This is a genomic window from Lentibacillus daqui (genome assembly GCF_027186265.1).
GTDB classification, from domain to species: Bacteria; Bacillota; Bacilli; order Bacillales; family Amphibacillaceae; genus Lentibacillus_C; species Lentibacillus_C daqui.
On sequence record NZ_CP114176.1, the window covers coordinates 2,997,211 to 3,016,930 of the forward strand.

The 19,720-nt window shown below is 40.8% G+C and carries 24 protein-coding genes and 1 riboswitch; of the genes, 6 read left to right on the forward strand and 18 right to left on the reverse strand.

Annotation, left to right across the window (positions count from 1 at the left end):
- Positions 1-46: 46 nt before the first annotated feature.
- The 6 genes from O2S85_RS15145 to O2S85_RS15170 all read right to left on the reverse strand — a co-directional run bounded on the left by O2S85_RS15145 (position 47) and on the right by O2S85_RS15170 (position 6,458).
- Positions 47-1,246, reverse strand: coding sequence for a bifunctional 3,4-dihydroxy-2-butanone-4-phosphate synthase/GTP cyclohydrolase II (locus O2S85_RS15145; protein ID WP_269410143.1), 1,200 nt, complete (start codon positions 1,244-1,246; stop codon positions 47-49).
- The gene (gene ribE, locus O2S85_RS15150; RefSeq protein WP_367747483.1) at positions 1,230-1,859 is read right to left on the reverse strand and encodes a riboflavin synthase; all 630 of its coding nucleotides are present in this window, start codon (positions 1,857-1,859) and stop codon (positions 1,230-1,232) included. Before ribE ends, O2S85_RS15145 begins: the two co-directional genes overlap by 17 nt.
- On the reverse strand, positions 1,840-2,955 hold the full coding sequence (ribD, locus tag O2S85_RS15155; RefSeq protein WP_269410144.1) for a bifunctional diaminohydroxyphosphoribosylaminopyrimidine deaminase/5-amino-6-(5-phosphoribosylamino)uracil reductase RibD: 1,116 nt from the start codon (positions 2,953-2,955) through the stop codon (positions 1,840-1,842). Before ribD ends, ribE begins: the two co-directional genes overlap by 20 nt.
- 190 nt (positions 2,956-3,145) lie before the next feature.
- A riboswitch (FMN riboswitch) is annotated at positions 3,146-3,296 on the reverse strand.
- A gap of 278 nt (positions 3,297-3,574) precedes the next feature.
- Positions 3,575-5,023, reverse strand: a complete 1,449-nt coding sequence (nagE, locus tag O2S85_RS15160) for an N-acetylglucosamine-specific PTS transporter subunit IIBC (protein ID WP_269410145.1) — start codon at positions 5,021-5,023, stop codon at positions 3,575-3,577.
- A 63-nt stretch (positions 5,024-5,086) separates the two neighbouring features.
- A complete protein-coding gene (locus tag O2S85_RS15165) occupies positions 5,087-5,905 on the reverse strand; it encodes a PRD domain-containing protein (protein WP_269410146.1) in 819 nt (272 codons plus the stop codon).
- Between the two features lie 52 nt (positions 5,906-5,957).
- Positions 5,958-6,458: a PTS sugar transporter subunit IIA gene (locus O2S85_RS15170; protein ID WP_269410147.1), complete on the reverse strand. Its 501-nt coding sequence runs from the start codon at positions 6,456-6,458 to the stop codon at positions 5,958-5,960.
- 380 nt (positions 6,459-6,838) lie between these two features.
- On the opposite strand from O2S85_RS15170, the gene O2S85_RS15175 reads away from it, so the two are divergent.
- Positions 6,839-7,678 (forward strand): C40 family peptidase, encoded by an 840-nt coding sequence (locus tag O2S85_RS15175; RefSeq protein WP_269410148.1) that lies wholly within the window; start codon positions 6,839-6,841, stop codon positions 7,676-7,678.
- A gap of 221 nt (positions 7,679-7,899) precedes the next feature.
- The gene (locus tag O2S85_RS15180; protein ID WP_269410149.1) at positions 7,900-8,886 is read left to right on the forward strand and encodes a DmpA family aminopeptidase; all 987 of its coding nucleotides are present in this window, start codon (positions 7,900-7,902) and stop codon (positions 8,884-8,886) included.
- Positions 8,887-9,054: 168 nt separating this feature from the next.
- Here the strand turns inward: O2S85_RS15180 and O2S85_RS15185 are convergent, their stop codons facing one another.
- The 5 genes from O2S85_RS15185 to O2S85_RS15205 all read right to left on the reverse strand — a co-directional run bounded on the left by O2S85_RS15185 (position 9,055) and on the right by O2S85_RS15205 (position 12,355).
- Positions 9,055-9,570, reverse strand: coding sequence for a GNAT family N-acetyltransferase (locus O2S85_RS15185; RefSeq protein ID WP_269410150.1), 516 nt, complete (start codon positions 9,568-9,570; stop codon positions 9,055-9,057).
- A 108-nt stretch (positions 9,571-9,678) separates the two neighbouring features.
- Entirely contained in the window at positions 9,679-10,329 is a 651-nt protein-coding gene (locus O2S85_RS15190; RefSeq protein WP_269410151.1) for a VC0807 family protein, read from the reverse strand.
- Positions 10,326-11,072 carry a MerR family transcriptional regulator gene (locus O2S85_RS15195; RefSeq protein WP_269410152.1) on the reverse strand — a complete coding sequence of 249 codons (747 nt, stop codon included), beginning with the start codon at positions 11,070-11,072 and terminating at the stop codon, positions 10,326-10,328. The genes O2S85_RS15190 and O2S85_RS15195 overlap by 4 nt, the downstream gene beginning before the upstream one ends.
- Positions 11,073-11,208: 136 nt before the next feature.
- Positions 11,209-12,114: an RluA family pseudouridine synthase gene (locus O2S85_RS15200; RefSeq protein ID WP_269410153.1), complete on the reverse strand. Its 906-nt coding sequence runs from the start codon at positions 12,112-12,114 to the stop codon at positions 11,209-11,211.
- 10 nt (positions 12,115-12,124) lie between these two features.
- Entirely contained in the window at positions 12,125-12,355 is a 231-nt protein-coding gene (locus tag O2S85_RS15205; protein WP_269410154.1) for a helix-turn-helix domain-containing protein, read from the reverse strand.
- A gap of 80 nt (positions 12,356-12,435) precedes the next feature.
- Between O2S85_RS15205 and O2S85_RS15210 the strand changes: the two genes are divergently transcribed.
- Positions 12,436-12,789, forward strand: a complete 354-nt coding sequence (locus tag O2S85_RS15210) for a GNAT family N-acetyltransferase (protein WP_269410155.1) — start codon at positions 12,436-12,438, stop codon at positions 12,787-12,789.
- A 315-nt stretch (positions 12,790-13,104) separates the two neighbouring features.
- Here the strand turns inward: O2S85_RS15210 and O2S85_RS15215 are convergent, their stop codons facing one another.
- Positions 13,105-13,386 carry a GNAT family N-acetyltransferase gene (locus O2S85_RS15215; protein WP_269410156.1) on the reverse strand — a complete coding sequence of 94 codons (282 nt, stop codon included), beginning with the start codon at positions 13,384-13,386 and terminating at the stop codon, positions 13,105-13,107.
- A gap of 134 nt (positions 13,387-13,520) precedes the next feature.
- Here O2S85_RS15215 and O2S85_RS15220 point away from each other — a divergent pair, with 134 nt between their 5' ends.
- Positions 13,521-13,709, forward strand: coding sequence for a hypothetical protein (locus O2S85_RS15220; RefSeq protein ID WP_269410157.1), 189 nt, complete (start codon positions 13,521-13,523; stop codon positions 13,707-13,709).
- 65 nt (positions 13,710-13,774) lie between these two features.
- On the opposite strand, the gene cyoE is transcribed toward O2S85_RS15220, so the two are convergent.
- A complete protein-coding gene (cyoE, locus tag O2S85_RS15225; protein WP_269410158.1) occupies positions 13,775-14,707 on the reverse strand; it encodes a heme o synthase in 933 nt (310 codons plus the stop codon).
- 256 nt (positions 14,708-14,963) lie between these two features.
- On the opposite strand from cyoE, the gene O2S85_RS15230 reads away from it, so the two are divergent.
- Positions 14,964-15,356: a type II toxin-antitoxin system death-on-curing family toxin gene (locus tag O2S85_RS15230; RefSeq protein ID WP_269410159.1), complete on the forward strand. Its 393-nt coding sequence runs from the start codon at positions 14,964-14,966 to the stop codon at positions 15,354-15,356.
- Between the two features lie 124 nt (positions 15,357-15,480).
- Here the strand turns inward: O2S85_RS15230 and O2S85_RS15235 are convergent, their stop codons facing one another.
- The 5 genes from O2S85_RS15235 to O2S85_RS15255 form a co-directional block, all read right to left on the reverse strand.
- Positions 15,481-15,978, reverse strand: coding sequence for an SMI1/KNR4 family protein (locus O2S85_RS15235; RefSeq protein ID WP_369420105.1), 498 nt, complete (start codon positions 15,976-15,978; stop codon positions 15,481-15,483).
- The gene (locus O2S85_RS15240) at positions 15,975-16,097 is read right to left on the reverse strand and encodes a hypothetical protein (RefSeq protein ID WP_269410160.1); all 123 of its coding nucleotides are present in this window, start codon (positions 16,095-16,097) and stop codon (positions 15,975-15,977) included. The genes O2S85_RS15235 and O2S85_RS15240 overlap by 4 nt, the downstream gene beginning before the upstream one ends.
- A 1-nt stretch (position 16,098) precedes the next feature.
- Positions 16,099-16,455: a hypothetical protein gene (locus O2S85_RS15245; protein ID WP_269410161.1), complete on the reverse strand. Its 357-nt coding sequence runs from the start codon at positions 16,453-16,455 to the stop codon at positions 16,099-16,101.
- 415 nt (positions 16,456-16,870) lie between these two features.
- Positions 16,871-17,194: a hypothetical protein gene (locus O2S85_RS15250; protein WP_269410162.1), complete on the reverse strand. Its 324-nt coding sequence runs from the start codon at positions 17,192-17,194 to the stop codon at positions 16,871-16,873.
- 151 nt (positions 17,195-17,345) lie between these two features.
- Positions 17,346-18,086 carry a class I SAM-dependent methyltransferase gene (locus O2S85_RS15255; RefSeq protein WP_269410163.1) on the reverse strand — a complete coding sequence of 247 codons (741 nt, stop codon included), beginning with the start codon at positions 18,084-18,086 and terminating at the stop codon, positions 17,346-17,348.
- Between the two features lie 329 nt (positions 18,087-18,415).
- Between O2S85_RS15255 and O2S85_RS15260 the strand changes: the two genes are divergently transcribed.
- On the forward strand, positions 18,416-19,675 hold the full coding sequence (locus O2S85_RS15260) for a beta-ketoacyl-[acyl-carrier-protein] synthase family protein (RefSeq protein ID WP_269410164.1): 1,260 nt from the start codon (positions 18,416-18,418) through the stop codon (positions 19,673-19,675).
- The last annotated feature ends 45 nt before the right edge of the window (positions 19,676-19,720 follow it).

Consider the following 19,720-nt stretch of genomic DNA (forward strand, 5'->3'; position numbering starts at 1 on the left):
TTTCATCCCTTCTACATATGTTTGATACTGCATCGAGCCACTTTTTTTATCCATGCAGGCCCAATAAGTGACCCATCTTTTCCTGTTTTGTCTGCATGTATTTTTCATTTTCCACACGACGGCCGGCTTGCAACGGGATTCTTGCTTCTACCTGAACCCCATGTGCCGCTAAACACCCCATCTTCTCCGGATTATTGGTTAGTAACTCGACCCGATGCACACCCAAATCCAGTAATATTTGTGCACTTACGTCATAGTCACGTAAATCGGGGGGGAATCCAAGCTGCTCATTCGCTTCCACTGTATCCATCCCATTTTCCTGCAGTTTATAGGCCCGAAGTTTATTAAGCAGACCGATGCCCCGGCCTTCTTGTCGCATATAAACCAGAACGCCTTGCCCTGCTTCATTGATTTTGTCCAGTGCTTCATGGAGCTGGTTTCCGCAATCACAGCGAAAGGAACCGAACACATCGCCAGTCAAACATTCGGAATGGATTCGCGTTAAGATTGGCTGATCGCCGGAAATTTCCCCTTTTACCAACGCGATATGTTCTTTATCATCAAGATCGTTCGAATAACCAATCACCCGAAATTCACCAAAGTCAGTCGGAAGTGTCGCTTCAACTTCCCGTTTTACATGTTTTTCATGTTTTTTTCGATAGGTTATCAGATCAGCAATAGTAATGATTTTTAATCGGTGTTGCTCAGAGACCTTCATTAAGTCTGGCACACGAGCCATCGTTCCATCCTCTTTAATTACCTCACAAATCACACACGATGGAAATGCTCCACTCAGTTCAGCCAAATCAACAGATGCTTCGGTATGCCCTGTTCGCACCAACACTCCACCCTCCTTGGCAATCAGTGGAAAAACATGACCAGGTTGCTTGAAATCGGCAGCACTTGCATCCGGATGCAGTAATGCTTGAATCGTTTGTGACCGTTCTACTGCGCTTATCCCTGTTCTTGTATCCTTATGGTCAATGCTCACGGTAAACGCAGTACCAAACGGGTCCGTGTTTTGTTTCGCCATCATGGAAAGACCCAGCTGTTTCGCTAAATTTTCCCTCATCGTTGTACAAACGAGCCCTTTCGCATGGGTAATCATAAAATTAATCATTTGCGGTGTGGCTTTTTCAGATAATGCAACCAGATCGCCTTCATTCTCCCGGTTTTCATCATCGACAACAATAATTGGTTTCCCTTGTTTTAAATCGGCAATTGCCTCATCAATGGAATGAAACATGCTTCTCGCCCTCTTTCTTTATTTGTTGATTCCATATGTTTTGTACATATTTCGCCAGCATATCGAATTCCAAATTAACACGATCGCCCGGCTCTTTATTACCCAAAACCGTTGCAGAGACGGTATGAGGAATCAATGATAAGGTAACTACTCCATCTTCTACCGCAAAAATGGTTAAGCTAATGCCATCAACAGCAATAGATCCTTTCACAAGTACATAAGTCTCGAATTCCTTTGGGATGGCAATATCATAGTAAATTGCGTTCGCTTGTCGTTGCTTTCCAATTATTTTTCCCGTACCATCCACATGTCCGGAAACGAAATGTCCGCCTATCCGGCCATTCGCTGGCAGGGAACGCTCCAAATTAACGTGTGATCCTGATTCAAGATGTTTGAGCGAAGTTGATTTGATCGTTTCCGGCATCACATCGACTTGAAAATCAGTAGTGGTAAAATTTGTTACAGTCAGGCAAATGCCATTAACGGCAATACTATCACCAACCTGCATATTAGCCGTCACTTTTTCCGCCCCAATTGTTAGTTGAACCGCCTGATCAGTCACACGATCCATTCGCTTGATCCAGCCTTTTTCTTCAACAATTCCGGTAAACATCGTCATCATCCTTTCGTGGAACAGCAGTAATTTTGATATCCTGACCAATCGTTTCAACCTGTTTAATTTCCAACTGCAATGCATCTTTTAGTCTTGCAAATCCCATCCCGGCAAATGATATTGGCGCATCTGCACCGCCAATAAGCTGGGGCGCCATGTACAAAATGAATTGATTGATCCGTTTTGCTGTTAAAAATGAGCCATTAACGGCAGCGCCACCTTCCACCAATACAGACGAGATTTGCCTTTCTCCCAAATACCGCAGTACATCGTCAATATGTACCTGTTCACTTTCCATCGTAATGACTGTCACTTGATCATGATTGGCAAATTGTCCTATTCGCTCGCTGGTTACATCGTTTCCGGTAAAAATAAGTGTTTCTGCTTGTTGATCGGTAACCACATTGGCATCTAAAGGAGTTTTTAATGTCGTGTCCAAGATGATACGGATGGGATTATTCCCATTATTGCCAATTCTTGTGGTAAGACTCGGGTTGTCCGCCAATACCGTGTTGACACCAACAAGAATGGCATCATGATTATTCCGATACAAGTGTCCATCCCGGCGTGCTTCTTTCCCGGTAATCCATTTACTGTTACCAGTGACGGTCGCGGTTTTTCCATCTAAACTCGTGGCTGTTTTTAAGGTTACATAGGGCATCCCCGTAGTTATATAATGAAAAAACACCTGATTCACCTGCTCTGCTTCAGCTTGTAATACACCAACATCAACAGTTATTCCGGCCCGGCGCAGTTTCTCAATCCCGCTGCCGGAAACCTGTTGATTTGGATCCGCCACGGCAATAACGGTCCGGCTGATTCCTTTTTCAATAATGTAATCTGCACATGGCGGCGTCTTGCCCGTATGACTGCACGGCTCCAGTGTGACATAAATCGTCGCACCGTTTGTTTTTTCCCCAGCCATATCCAGTGCGTGGACTTCCGCATGGGCTTCACCCGCTTTCAGATGGGCACCAAAACCAACAATCGCTCCATCGTTGACCACCACCGCACCAACAGGCGGATTCGGGCTCGTTTGTCCGGTTACTGCTTTAGCAAGTTGCAATGCAAATTCCATATAATCTTTATCCTGCAAAATAACGACCTCCCCTTTTTTCAAATACAAAAAAGCCTCTGAAATCAGCTTCAGAGGCGTGTTAGGGTGAATTTTAAATAAACAAGCACATGAATCTATCATGGTATGCAAAAAATGGCAAATAGAGATCACTGGATATACCAATAACCCGCTTGCAAGCATCAACCATTTTCAATCATGCTTGTTATCTAAATTCCTTCTCCCATCCAGACTTTAACTGTCGGTTCTGGAGTTGCACCAGATCCACCGTTTGGTTTTGACAACCGTACGGGTCACGGACTTAAAGCATACGACTGCTTCTTACCGTCGGTCGGGAATTACACCCTGCCCCGAAGGAACTCGCAATATGAACTTGTATGTTATTTATAACGCAAATTTAGAGAAACTGCAAGTATTTTATATGACTGGATTTGGGAGAGGTCTAACTGGAATCGAGAGGAAGAGAAAACATCCATTCACAGTGATGCGTGAGGGAGATATTCCACACGCCGCAAAGGTTCCGTGCATGGTGTTCGTTTGCGAAGATATCCGCTACCCATATAGCAGGAATGGACATAAAAAAACACCCTATCTTTCAGCAAAATAGGGTGTTTTTGTATCTTATAATCCAAGACTTAGGTTATTTCACATTACGGATTTTGTTCACTTCATCGGCAACAAATTGTACACTTGTTCCAACGATGACCTGGATACTGTGTTTTCCTACGACGTGAATTCCCGGAACACCTGTAGACTTGATTCTATCTTGATCCACCTTATCCATATCATTTACTTCAACCCTTAGGCGAGTTGTACAATAATCAACAGCATCCACATTTTCATCGCCGCCAAGTCCTTCATAAATTTTGGCAGCCATGACAGCGTATTTGTCATCTCCGTCTGTTGAGGCAACATCCTTTTCCTCCGCTTCCTCTGCATCATCTTCGCGCCCTGGCGTTTTCAGATTAAATTTTGTGATCAAGAAACGGAACAAGAAATAGTAAATAACTGCAAAGACGAGTCCTTGAACAATGAGCATATACGGCTTGTTGGCGATTGAGTTCATAAAACTTAATGTATAATCAACAAATCCAGCGCTGAACCCAAAGCCTGATGTCCAATGAAATGTAGCTGCAATAAACAACGATAGTCCTGTTAAAAGGGCATGGACAACATACAATGCTGGAGCAAGGAACATAAACGAGAATTCAACCGGTTCAGTAACCCCGGTAAAGAAAGCTGCAAACGCCCCTGCCATCATCAAAGATGCAGCTTGTTTCTTACGCTTGGTTTTCGCAGTATGGTACATAGCCAACGCTGCAGCAGGCACACCAAACATCATGATTGGATAAAATCCTGCCTGATACATACCGGTAATGCCTTTTGTTCCCTCACTAGCCAGGAACTTGCCGATATCATTAATTCCCGCAACATCAAACCAGAATACCGAATTCAACGCATGGTGCAGACCGGTTGGAATTAATAGACGGTTAAAGAAACCATACAGACCGGCACCAACTGCTCCCAAACTACTGATAGCTTTACCAAACGCAACAAGCCAGCCGAATACAACCGGCCAAACAAAGAATAAAACCGCAGCCACCACAACCATCGCGGCTGCCGTCATAATTGGCGGGAGTCTCTTTCCACTGAAGAACGCTAACGCATCTGGCAGCTTGACACCACTAAATCGATTATACATCATGGCAGCAATGACCCCGGTTAAAATACCGATGAACACATTATCATTTTGTTCAAAGGCCGGGTTGACGTCCGCTACATCTTTTCCTAATAAATCTGCAACAGAATCAGTTGAAATCAAATTGGTGACTACCAAAAAACCGACCAGACCACTCAATGCGGCGGCACCATGTTTATCTTTGGACAATCCAATGGCAATACCGACTGCAAAAAGCATACCCAGGTTGTCTAAAATGGATGTACCTGCGTTCGACAGGAATGTACCAATGACGTTACCTTCCCAAAAACCTAAAATCCAGTTCCCGAGTCCGGCTAAAATAGCAGCTGCTGGCAAAACGGCAACCGGCAGCATGATTGACCGGCCCAGGCTCTGTAAAGCTTTCATCATAACTGTTTCCCCCTTGGAATTTCAATATAATCGCTTTCAAAAAATATATGATGGTAGTGTACTTTACATTCGTTGCATTCGTTCGATATGAAGTGTAATATAGCCAAGTTCATCTTCTGGTAAATGAATATCATGCTTTGCAGCCAAAACATCAGCAACTTTTTTTGCACATTGATAGGCAACCGGAAATTTACTTGTGATCATCTTCAGCATGTCCGCATCCATGACATGATACTGTTCCCCTTTGCCACGGTCCAGTGCAAACCGCAAATGATAAATTAAACGTTCATAGGCAATATCATTGGATTCCACGTTAATCCCCAATGTTTGGTCGATTGTTTCAATCATTTCTTTTAATATCGATGTCTGCCTGACAAGTTCATGAAGATTGCCATCCTGAAGTTTCATCGAATGAATATGCAAAGCGATAAATGCGGCCTCGTCTGGTGGCATTTCCACTTGCAGTTTATTTTTAATATGATCGATCGCCCAAAGCCCAATATGAAATTCCTTCTTATACAAGACTTTGATCTCCGGAAGTAATTTATTTTTGATCCGGATCCCTTGTTTCTCCCGGTCAAGGGCAAAAGAAATATGGTCGGTTAATCCAATAAGCACATGTTCGTTTAATTTTGTTCCCAGATATTTTTCAGCATAGTCAATAATATCCTCCGAAATGAGAAAATGTTTCTCAGGGATACGCATCAGCAGTTCCTGTAGTTTCTTATTTTCTTTTAACACAAACAGCTTTTCAATTTTAGCGGTATTGACCATATCTTTTTTATGCTTGTTATATCCGACACCACCACCGATTGCGATTGTTTCTTCGTCCCCATCCATTACGACGACGGCATTATTGTTCAGGATTTGCTTTATCCGCATTACCCCACCTCCCTTGGCAAGTGTGGTAACAAGCTAAAATAATTTTAGCTTGTTATTTTTCGGTTGACGTGATGATGACTGTTTCTCCTGCCGTACCTGTTTTAGCATCGGTCATTTGATATTCCCTTCCACTGTCTTGACTATTGGTAATAATAACAGGCGTAACGATGTTGTCAGCATGTTCCCGGATATATTCCAAATCAACTTCAAGTACTAACTGGCCAGTGGAAACCTTATCCCCCTCCTTCACTTTTGCCGTAAATCCTTCTCCTTTCAATCCGACTGTTTCCAAACCAACATGAACAAGGATTTCACTGCCATCTTCCGCCTTGATGCCAATCGCATGTTTAGTATCAGGAAATTGAATCACTGTTCCTGTGACAGGAGACATAATTTTTCCGTCTGACGGAATCAAAGCAATCCCATCACCCATCATTTTTTGGCTAAATACTGGGTCTGGCACTTCTTCTATCGGTATAATTTCACCATTCACCGGTGCCTTGATTTCGACATTTTCTGCTTGTTTCTTTTTCTTGAATAGATTAAAAGCCATGATTTATCGCTCCTTGTCCTTTTTCATGGTAGTATTTGTCTTTTTACGTGATTTTACACAGCAAAAAAGGCATAGAGGTATGAAAGGCACATTATATTGTTCCTCATTTACCACTATGCCTTATCGGATAAGTAACATGTGATCATTATTCTATTGATAGTTTTATAGTACCACCAGAGAAATAGAAATGCAATAATTATACACGTATGCCTCATATCCATGATAACTAGCAAAGATGGAAGAAACTAGCGGATTTTCCAATTTGAAAAGAGATTGTATTCTCTCGTTAACATTTATGAAATATTTCTTTGTTATACTAGCCAATATTAGACATGAATCTACTTTTGTCTACATAGAATTTTAATTTAGGAGGATAAATCTTGGCTACAAAAAATCGTATGATAAAAAAGACACTCGTTTCTACTACTTTGATGACTTCATTGGCACTCTCTCCAATGATGACAGGTAACGTTTTTGCACATGGTGCCCCGGAGGCAGATGCAAATGCTCCCTCAGCCGAAGTAGGTTCCAGTGAAAGTACAGGCGTTGGTGTTGCCATTCTTTCGCAAGGTGATCAGGGTCAGGAGGTAACCGACTTACAACAGAAACTACAGGAACAGGGTTATGACATAAATACGGACGGAGTTTATGGACCAAATACGCAACAAAAGATAATTGAATTCCAATATGACCAAGGTTGGGATGCCGATGGAGTTGTAGATACTCCAACATTGAACGCATTGAATAATGGATCGGCAGCAGGAGGAAATGCTACTGGTAATAGTAATGCACAAGTTGCTGAACCAGTTAACGTATCGGTACAATCTCAAACGGTTAATGCATCCGGTGCAAATTCCGGAGACTCTGTTTCTATCGCACAAAGCTTGGTAGGTACTCCTTATGTCTGGGGTGGCACAGATCCTAGTGGTTTTGACAGCAGTGGTTTCATTAACTATGTGTTTAAACAACAAGGTATTTCACTCAGCAGAACGCATGCAGGTATGTGGGCAAATGACGGTGTACAAGTAGACAACCCACAACCGGGAGATGTTGTTTTCTTTGAAGGAACATATGGTAGTGGCGTTTCACACAGTGGTATCTATCTTGGAAATCACCAAATGATTCACGCTGGGACAGAAGCAACTGGTGTTGAGGTTACCTCATCTGATTCATGGGATTATTATTGGGGTAAACATTACATTGGTGCTAAACGGTTTTAACTAAGGTTTATAATAAGTCATTGTAAAACTATCACATGCTACTAAATATAATCGTAAGCTGCTCTAAAAAGTCTATCAATCTTTTTTAGAGCAGCTTTTTTTACACAAATCTTGTTCTTATTTGCAGATAACACCGTACAATTTTTTAGGTGAATTGTTTCGGTGCCTTTCCTGAATTTTGCTAGACTATAAGTAAATACATATAAAGGAGCACATACATAATGAATCTATCCAAAGGAAAATTCAATGGCATTACTGATGTCCAAGGAGTCAAAGTTGGCCATGTCACTTTATATGAAAAAATTGATGAACAAAATACTATTTGCACTGGGGTGACGGCCATTCTACCCCATGGTGGCAATCTATTTACCAAGAAAACCCGGGCGGCGAGTGCGGTGATTAATGGGTATGGCAAAACGGCCGGGCTTGTACAATTAGATGAACTCGGGTTACTGGAGTCACCAATTATGCTCACCAATACGTTTAGCGTTGGAGCTGTAATGCAAGGCACATTGCAATATATGCTGGAAACGAATAAGGAGATTGGCGATTCTACCAGTTCGATTAATATCGTTGTTGGAGAATGCAATGATAGCTATCTTAATTCAATGCGACTGCAAGCGGTGGAGCCAGAGCATGCAATTCAAGCGATTAAAGACGCGACAACAGGGCCAGTCGAACAAGGTGCGATCGGCGCCGGAAAAGGGATGGTTTGTTTTGGCTATAAAGGCGGAATTGGTACCGCATCAAGGATCGTCCGTGCTGGTGATGATAGCTATACTGTCGGCTGCCTGGTGCTCAGTAATTTTGGCAAACGGGAAGATGCCCTGTTCGCCAACTGGGATAACAAAAACATCGATACACCCGATGGTTCGATCATGATGATTATTGCTACTGATGCCCCACTTTATGATCGGCAATTAAAACGGTTGGCCAAACGCTGTGCCGCTGGACTGGGACGAACCGGCAGTATGATCGCTAATGGCAGCGGAGATATCGCGATTGCCTTTTCAACTGCCAATACATACATGCATGAAAGCGATCAGCATACAGAAACACTAACCCATATTCGCGATGACCATCCAGTGATGAATCACCTTTTTCAAGCAGTGGTAGAGGCAACCGAGGAAGCTGTGGTCCATTCGCTCAAATATGCAGAGACAACGGTAGGCAGAAAGGGGCGTGTGGTAGAGAAAGCTCCTTTTTAGTCAGATGAAAAGAGCAGCTATAAAAACATGCTGCTCTTTTTTGGATTGCTTATCGGTCTTTTTGTATAGTTCCCATCCATCACGTACGTCAGAATCAGTTAGAACCTGATATACTATATTAAACAGTCTCCTTCCACTTTCTTGAATTAACACATAGTTTTGTGTTTATTAGATAAAACGATGATATCTTAATGAAATATAATCCTCACTTTGAATGTTTCCATAACTCTCTTTTTCATATTTAAAGGTAAATCCTTTTGCTTCATAAAAGGGAATGCCTTTTTTGTTTCCTTTTGTTACAGAGACCCATTGCTCAGTGGCTCCCAAATCTTTTTGTTGCTTGGTAATAGCTTCAAGAATCATTGTGCCTATGCCTTCATTTCTTCGGTTGGGATTAAGATACAGTACAAATAGTTCACCAGTATTTTTTCCGATCATGCCACCTCCACCAGCCCCAATAACTTCTCCATCTTCCAAAGCCACTACGTAACCACCCCATTCTCGACCTGTACAGGTAATTTCATTTGTGATTCTTTCAATGTTATAAAACTCTTTAATAATCCTATTTATATATTCTTTTGGACGTAAATCAATATATGTTGCCCAATATCCATCTGTACATACTTTTGCAATTCCATCTATGTGTCGTTCATCTGCTTTTTTAACTTGAATTACTGATTCCATCACTTACCTCCGACCTTCAGAATTTTTATCAGTATTCTATACGCAATATCGCAATATTCTTTTACATGGCTTGATTAAGGAATATCTTTATTGCAAACAACTTTATTGTCACTTAACAAATGATTTGGCGGCATAGTCAGAGGAGTGTTCTTTCAAATAATTGTTTGTTTTGACTCCAGCCAACATAAACCCGCCGAAAATCATTGCTGAAAAGATATACCCACTAATTTTCCGATAGATCAACACCTGATCATATCCGTCCACACCAAATTTGTAAATCAGCCATGCCTTTAGTGTGTTTTGAAAGACCCCTTGAAGAACAAACAATAAGGTTACCAATTGATACCATTGGAAAAGTCCTTTTTTGGAAAATAAGGTCAAACTATCTTTGCGGCGAAACCCTTGCAAATAGGCCCAATCCACTGCAAAGTAAAGTCCCAGTGGCTTTCTTACCATCATTGACAATAGAAAAACAAATGCAAATCCATAGCCCAGATAGACTTGATTCCAAAGCATGTTTTCCGCGTTTCCCGATAAGAGATCAACAGTTGTTCCGATTAAAAGCGATCCAATAATGAATAGCCCTGCGATATTAAACTGCCGCTCCTTGGCAAAGCGGTAAACCGTATAGATGAATCCAGGAACTGTGGAAAGCAACATCGCCCAGTAATCACCAGTCAAATCACGGCCGTACCTCCAAATCAGAAACGGGATGGCCCCATAGCAAACTAAGTCAAGAATAATTAGTTTTTTATTCATAAATTCCCACCGCCGTTCTGTTCCTGGAATAAATGTTCACAGGCCTTGTTAATGAATGCCACCACTTCTTCATCAAAGTGATAGAATCCAAGGTTTTCTTCATCGTTCACCTGCCACACTTTATGGGCCAATTCCCGATCATCATCGAACATCTCATAGGCTAGATCCAGCCATCTTTTTGCCAGTTCCTGTGCCTTTGGAGATGCTGGGTCTGTGCCAAGAATGTTTCGAATGTCCTTCACGATATGGATCCATTTATTTATTTGTTCGATATCCTGTCCAACCTCTGGTAACCGTGCGATTTTATCCAGTTCTCCTTTTGTAAAATGACGATCCCATTTTTCGGCCATTTCTTGGGCGCTGACTTGGTTTGAGGAAACATAATCAACAAAATACTCCCAATCCTCCGTCCCTTCTAGTTCCATCATTTGAATTAAAAAATGGATTCTTTCTTTTGCCTTATCCAGACGCTGCTGCTCCAATTCAATTATATGCAAACGCATGGACAGCAAATCTTTCGGAGACTGCACTTGTTTTTCCATCATTTCATGGATTGTTTCCAGTGAAAAGCCAAGCTCCTTTAGCATAACGATAATCTGCAGTTTTGCCGCCGCTTCCGAGTTATAATAACGCTTACCAGCGCGATCCACACTATTTGGTGGCAGCAGCCCAATTTGATCGTAGTACCTCAACGTTCTGACCGTTATATCAGCCGTTTTTGCTAATTGACCAATTGAATACATACGACATCCCCCGTTACGTCTTTTCCTTTATTATACTGGATGACGTAACGTAAGGCGCAAGGGTTTTCTTAAATTTCTAATAGTTTTTTTGCCATTTTTAGAAAAGAGAACCTACAAGGCCGTAGATTCCTTTCCTTTACTTTACTTTCTTCCAAAACGACTTTGGCATTGCCGCTTCAAACCGCAGAAATTCCCCTGTCGATGGATGCCCAAACGCTAGTACTTTTGCATGCAGTCCCAGCCGTCCAATTGCATTTCCGGTTGACCCATATTTTTTATCGCCAACAACTGGATGGCTGATATCTTGCATATGCACGCGAATTTGATTTTTCCGTCCGGTTTCAAGCTGGACTTCCAGCAAAGAAAAATCCTTATTCGTCTTCATCACCTTGTAATGGGTTACTGCACGCTGTCCACCGTTTTTATTCGGACTGGAGTACATCAGGTGGGTACGGCTTTCCTTTAACCATGAGGTAATCGTCCCCTTAGGCTTTTCTACTTCCCCTTCCACCAGCGCAACATAAGTCCGTTCTTTGACACTATCCTTCCAGTTCGTTTGCAGGTTACGCTTTACCTTTTCACTTTTCGCAAACATCATCACACCAGATGTATCTTTATCCAAGCGGTGAACAACAAAAATACGATTCTGCGGATTATCTTGACGTACATAATCCATCAACTGATGATGTGCCGTTCGCGTCTTTTCCTTTTTGTCAGTGATCGACAGCAGCCCTGCATCCTTATTAATCACGATAATATCGTTATCCTCGTACAGAATCGACAAGCCAATGAATTCACTCTGTTTTACCGCCGTTTTATTTTTCAAGATCGTAACCGTTTGCCCTGATCGCAATGGATAGTTGTGTTTCGTTTCGACATGATCATTAACTGATACTTGTCCACGGGTGAGCATTGATTTCACGGAATTACGGCTGCGGTTGGATAACACTTTCAATAAAAATGGTAATAGCTCTGACTGTTCCTTGACCTTATATTCAAATGTTTTCTGTTCATTTTTACCATGCTTATGTTTAGGCTTCATGCTTTTCCCTCTAATCTTCATCTTTCACATCTATATCTTCCGGGATTGGTTCGCTTAGATATTCTTCAATCATCTTTTTGTACTTTTCCACTTGTTCAAAATAAGTCGTGAATTGGGTATTGTTAATCAGATATTGTTCGCCATCATGTACGGAATGAATCCGACCCTGTAAAACAAACGCCCTCACTCGCTGCTCATCAAGTGATAAATATTCTGCGGTTTCTTTTATGGTGAGATACACGGGAATGGTCCTTTCTGACTGGGTTTGTCGTTACCATTATAACCCGCTATTCCCATTACAACCAGTGTGAAATACCATATATGATTTTCTGGCCGAATCCACCAAGTCCAGAAACACATTTGCGATTACTAAAGAATAGTGATCATGTCGTTCTGGCCATTGATGAACAACTGAATCAGGTTATTGGCTTTATTACTGCGATTAGCGACCATGTTCTTTCCGCCTATATTCCGCTACTTGAGGTGCTGCCTTCCTATCAAAGTCATGGGATCGGCAAGGAATTGGTTACACGAATACTAAATGAGCTGGATGACATTTGTATGATTGACCTGATGTGTGATGAGGATCTGCAACCATTTTATGAAAAAGTTAATATGATGAAATCGACTGGAATGATATTACGCAACTATCGGCAACAATCTGGTAAAGGATAAGGTTTGCCCGTGAAATGAGGAATATGCAACATTTATTGGAAAATGGATCGGGGCTGAGGTAAAAGTGAATCGCCGATAAAGTGCTGAAATCGCCGTAAAATAGTGAAAACCGCTGCCAAAAGCGCCGTTAAATTTCTACACTTTTTTAGCAGACAAGTGAACAAGGCACTGGCAGAAACAGCGATAGTTACTTTTAGTAGTCACGGAAATCGTTACCCTCCACTTAAATCGGTAAAGACCACGATAAAAAGTTCACCCGATCGGTTTCGTTCCTAACCCGATGATAGTCTGGCATCACTACACCACTCTATTTTTTTACTGTTCATACAGCACATCACGATAAGCCTGTGTATTCTTCAGCTTACCTTTCGCATAGGAACATTCAGGAATAAGTTTTTTATCTTCTTCCCTGGCATATTTCACCATTTGTTCAACCAATTGTTGCCCCACACCTTCCCCACGTAATTCATCGGAAACATAGGTGTAGTCAACAATCAGATTACCGTCATCAGCAGGCTTATAGGTGATTACTGCCAACGGATCTTTTTCATTTTCACCGACATAAAACTTGTTTTCCCCTTTTTTAATGGCAACCATCTTCATTCTCCTTTTTAAAAATCATAACCTTAGCTTTAACAACATGGCTTTTTGACATGCATGAAATGAAGTGAACCCTTCATACATACTTTCCACCAAAAAAACTTAATCTAAACAGGAAAGGAGTGAGATCAATGCCCAGAGAAACGGCAAATACCGGTGTAAATCCTGCACCCCATTTTGATGGCAGGCGGGAATCGGTTATTAACGATCAATCAGGTAGTGCACAAATGGGCGTGCGCGGTGACTTTGAAAATACTAAAAATGCCCATTATGTAAACAAGCTAAAGGATAAGGAAGAAGACAACACACAAAAAGGTTGATAAAAAACCAGGGGAAACGATATGCCTCCTCTGGTTTTTTGTTTCAATCCTATCTACGCCAGCTTTTACGATCCCGGAATGGTCACGACAATCATCAATAAAAACAGGATTGTTAAATAACTTAACGAGTAAATAAAATTTTTATGTGCCCATTGCCAGTCATCCTTGGCGGTAAACCCTCGGATCCCAAGGATAAGCCAGCCAATATTTAAAATCGAGGCAATAACCATAAAGATTGTCCCTAGCGATGCCAATAAAAATGGTAACGGTAATAGACAGGCAATATAGACAACCATCTGCCGTTTCGTAAACGCAAATCCGTGTACAACTGGTAACATCGCCACGTTGGCCGCTTTATATTCATCGTATTTTTTAATGGCAATCGAAAAGGTATGGGGAATTTGCCAAATAAATAAGACAAAAAATAGTACAATTGGGACAACATGGTATGCTGGTTCAATCGCTGCCCAGCCGATTAATGGCGTAACCGCACCGGAAACACTGCCGATCACCGTGTTTAATGTATATTTGCGTTTGGACCACATCGTATACAAAACTACATAGACGAACCAGCCAATAAATGCGTAAATGGCTGCTTCAAGCGTGGTAAACAACAAGATGACCATCCCAACGACTGACAATGCAATCCCCAATTTCAGTACGGCCTTTAGTGAAAAATTCCCTGTTACTGTCGGCCGGTTTTTCGTTCTGGCCATAACCGTATCAATATCCACGTCATACCAATTGTTCAGAACCAATGCGCCAGCCATCACAGCCATACTACCAACGATGGTCAGGATAAATACACCCCAGTTATCAGCAAACGATGCACCTGTAAAGTGTAGTGCCAGCCAAAATCCGGTAAATACCGGCAACACATTTGAAATTAACACAATGGCTTTAAACAACTCTTTTATGTCAGAAATGATTGATTTTGAATTCGTTAACCCTTTACTATTCACAGCCTTTTGTGATGAAAGGGTCCCCACTTTGTCCATTCCATTTCCTCCTTGAACGTGGAATTCATCCAAAAATTTTAGTGATATATTCCTATTGTAATGCTTTTAAGGAATTTATTTAAGTATAAAGAACTTGTGATAATAGTGGGAATATGGTGTATAGTTTGTGGCGTTTGCACGGAAGCATCGAAATCCCTTTACCTACCAGTGATTCATCTTGGTATCAAGATAATACATGAAAGCGTGCGTGAAAAATATGTTGTCCAGCCACTTCACCACAATTTCAACCGATAAGATGCATTATTTAACCGTTAAAGAAGTTGAAGCGATCAATCAATATATCATCTTAAAATATTCACCAAATGAACCAATCGGGTTGAAAGACCGTTCAATGCTCGAATCATCTGTTTACCGTCCTCAACAGTCGGCATTTGGAAAAGATGTATACCCAACGATTGAAACAAAGGCAGCTGCCCTTTTTGAATCATTGGCACAAAATCGTCCGTTTCACAATGCCAATAAGAAGACGGCATTTGCATCACTCACTCAATTTCTTTACTACAATGTTTTTGATTTTGAAATGCTGAATCAATGGGCACAAGCAGATTTTACCGTTGATGTCGTTAACCATAAAAACGATTTTGTGCAAATAGCTTCGACCATTAAGGAATATTCATTCCAGTTATAAATGGAAATCCTCGAAATTGGGGATTCTTTTTTATACGGATTTTATTTATTCAGAAGGTAGGACAACAAATTTCCGATTTCACCGATCATATTATTGCGTTTTTTTCATACTATTCACTCAAATGCTAATCGTCTAATAGATCATCGTCCAACCATAATTCTATTTCATCCATGTTCTCATCTTCTTCAAAATCATTGTTATCGATTTCCAATGTGTTTAGAAAGTCGACAAATGTTTCCGAAACAAGGTATATATTGTCCCAATATAAATCAATATTTTCTACACCGGCTACATCACCAATCATCAATCTGGCTTCAAGTTCATTTTCGTGATTCCAAAAATAAATCTTACCGTAGGATGTTCCATTTACGCCTATACAGATCAGGTTCCCTCCTGGACATTCGCCAACAGGAATTAAGTTGCCAGGAATTCGATTTTTATAATCATCTATTTGCTGATTTATATTGTTTTCACTCATTAATCCGTAAAACCCATCGAAATATTGATTACCGTCCTCTGTTGCTGTAGGTGGTGGCTCCAACGGTTTAAAAATTATATTCTTTTCAAAAAAGGTTTCACCGTACCACCTTAGAAACTGCTTATAATCATCCGGTATTATTATGTCGTATTTTTTTCAATAGTTATTAAACGTTCATTTTTTAATGCATCGGAATAAGATGTAGGTGAATCAACACCTAATTTTGATAAAGCTGTTTTTATTTGATTTCCATTGTTACTCAATTTAGTAACCTCCTCTTAGATCTGACGCGGATCCTATATGCGGTATTTTTGCCAACTGTCTTGGTGATTGTTCCCACAACTTTGTCCCAACCACCGATACGGCCACATTCCCCAACGCATATGTTACCCAATGCGAACGGCTCTCTGTATCACCATTGAACATATCACGTTTATATGACCCAGCTATAGCATGACTCAAGGATTTTGCGGTCATTTTTGGGTCAATCTCCATATTTGCCGTTGACTCGTCGGTGTCAAACGGTTGCATGACCGTGTTACCTAGACCAACTAACGTATCTTTTCCAAAATACCATTCGCCAATTACTACCTTTTCCCGTGTGGTATGGACATTTTCCAAACTTTACGGCGCCATCTTTTATCTTGGTCCATATACCTGTTTCTTCTTCCCCTACAACAGGCTATCCGTACACTTCTTTTAAAATAACAGGAAGCGTTGTCAATTTTAGCGCCGATAACCCATTAAACGATGTAATTGAATAATCGGAGGCAAAATTACTTGCCATCTCGTTTATGTATTGATTCAACAGCTCCAGGTCTTCTCTGACTTCACTTAATAACTTTGCTTTGTTCGTGATCCAGTTTATACAGCAATTCCAGATTGTTCTTCACTTTATTTTTCCATATCATATTTACTATGTCATGTTCGTATTAAAAACTATCTTCATCCTTATGCGTAATAAGCCCTCTACATATCTTCTTTTAAAGGTGAAAAACCTGAAAGTCATTAGGTCAATCAGGGTTTTAATAATTGTTTACTCCATCCCGTTTAATTTTGTTGACCATAATTCTATAATCGTTTCAAGTTCATTTGTTTCAATGGTGCATTCTTCATCTTCTTCATCGCTATAATTATCAATTATTTTTGTAATGTGTCGTCGTATTTCTAACGTACAATTATTACCTGTACATTCTTCAAAATTCGAGTCACCATTTAGGACTTTGTGTATTAATTTCAACCAAGGTTGACTATTACTTTGAATATCACCCATTAATAGAATTGCAACAGGGGCAATGACATCTGGCACATCTACTTCTAAACCTCTGTCGCTCTCCTTAATAATAACTTCATATTTCATGTTTACACTTCCTTAGTAGATTGGATATGCTGTTTTAATTTTATCATGAGGGTCCAGTCTCATTTGTATCTTCATGCCATTGGATAACGTACCTTCATATGGGAGATTAATAAGTAATTCTTCTTCATGGCAGTTGCCCCGGAAAATCCCATCATCTATTTCCCTTTTCCGCCGAGATCATTAAAAACATGGGCCTCCGGTTCTCATCTTTCATTTCGGGATTACTTTTTAACATGTCTTCGGAAGGAAATGATTCCTTAACTGCATTTATCATGAAACCGCTATTAATTAAGTCATTGATATATGTGGAAACTGTACGATGGTACTTGATAACAGACTCATTCAAGAATGTTGTTTCACGCAACCCCTCTATTTGATAGTTATCAACTGGCCAATGCAGGCGACTCCCCCGTTCATCGTAGTACCAATCTTGTTCATTCCGGGAAGTGAAAATTGGATGTTCAACCGAGAAAACGAAACTCCCTCCAGGCTTTAGATAAGCATAAACTTTTTCACAGATTGATGTATAAGACTGAATATAGTGAAAAGCCAATGAGCTGATGACCACATCAAATGAGGAATTTGGAAAATCAACGTCTTCTATTGGTGCGTTTATATAAGAAATGGAAGGATCATTGGTCATTTCGCGAGCCCTTTGAATCATTTTTTCGGATATATCTACACCTGTTACAGAGCTTGCTTGCTGCTGGCGGGCATATCGGCAATGCCAGCCAAAACCGCAACCCAGATCAAGTACAGTTTTATTTTTCAAATTCGGTATTAACGCTTTCAGTATATGCCATTCTCCAGCACCTTCCAGCCCTTTTACCGATCGTGGCATCTGTTCATACGCAGAAAAGAAATTTGGATCATCATATTTATTTTGTTTCAATTGTTAACACAACCCCTCACTAAAACAACCATCCTAAAATTAACAAAAATTAACATTAAAAAATCATGTAAACGTTAACCACTATTTCATACATTATAAAAGACCCTTTGAACAATGTGAAATTTAAACGTATTGCAATTTCATTTCAAAATCAAGAGTATAAAATGCGTGTATTTGAGCCCTATCACTCTATGCGTTATAATAATGTTCAGAATCAACATTTGATTTTTGATTTGGTTTGGTAATCCGGACTAATGATTAAATCAGAGGATACAATTTTACATAGAATACAAGGTTTACAACAAGATCAAACTTGAGGAGGTTTTTATATGAACCAACCAACAATCGCTGTAACTGGAATTGGGACAGTATCACCATATGGCGTTGGACTTTCAACATTTTGGGAAAATTTAATCGCCAATCATTCGGCGGTAAACAGGGTCGAGGATGACCAATTACGTAAATGGTCTCCAGTAGGGGCTCGTGTTCCTGATTTTGACCCATTGAATTTTCTCCCAAAAAGACTTGCCAAAAATACAGATCGTTTTACTCAACTTTCCCTTGTTGCGGCAAAAGAAGCATTAACAGATGCACAACTTTTAAAAAGTGATGGGGAGACGCTTGTACCTGAAGTTGATCCTGACCGAATCGGAACAGCAATTGGCACAGCATTTGGCGGTATTCAATCCCTTGAAGCTGGTTCTGAAAAATTAGCAACCGGAAGCGCCAAACGGGTTGGTCCACGGATGATTTCCAAGGCTATTCCCAATGCAGCATCGAGTACAATTTCTATGCAATATGGCTTCCACGGACCATCTGTGACCTATGTGACCGCCTGTGCAGCTTCGGCGAATTCTATTGGTGAGTCCACTTTCTGGTTCTTTCGTGATGACGTTGATTTCGTATTGGCTGGTGGGGCCGACAGTTTATGGTCAAATGTCTTCTTATCAGGATTGCGTGATGCTGGTGCATTAGCTACCAAAGGGCCGGATGATCCAACCACATGGTCACGCCCATTCGATGCCAATCGAACTGGAATGGTAATGGGGGAAGGATCGGCATTGTTTGTGCTTGAACCACTTGAACATGCCAAAGCGCGTGGCGCACATATTTATGCCATTTTAAAAGGTTATGGCGCATCAAACGACGCCTATCATGATACTGCGCCAGATCCAGAAGGTTACAGTGCAGCATTAGCTATTAAGCGGGCACTTCGCTCAGCGCAATTAACAGCGGATGACATTAATTATGTAAATGCTCATGCAACCTCAACGCCTGCTGGTGATATTGCCGAAACAAAGGCATTACGATCCATATTTGGCGAAAAATTAGATACCATTCCTGTTAGCTCGATTAAAGGAGGCATCGGCCACTTACTTGGTGCTGCAGGTGCGATAGAAAGTGTAGCATCCATTAAAGCCCTGGAAACAGGAATTATTCCCGCTACATTACATTGTGAAACACGTGATGAGGAGGTGCCGCTTGATATCGTACCAAATACAAGCCGTAAACAGCGTATTACCACAGCAATGAGTAATTCGTTTGGATTTGGCGGCCAAAATGGAATTTTAATCTGGCAGGCTCCCTAATTTTTAGCGATGTTAGCTCTGATTGTTATCAATTACTGTCAAGGT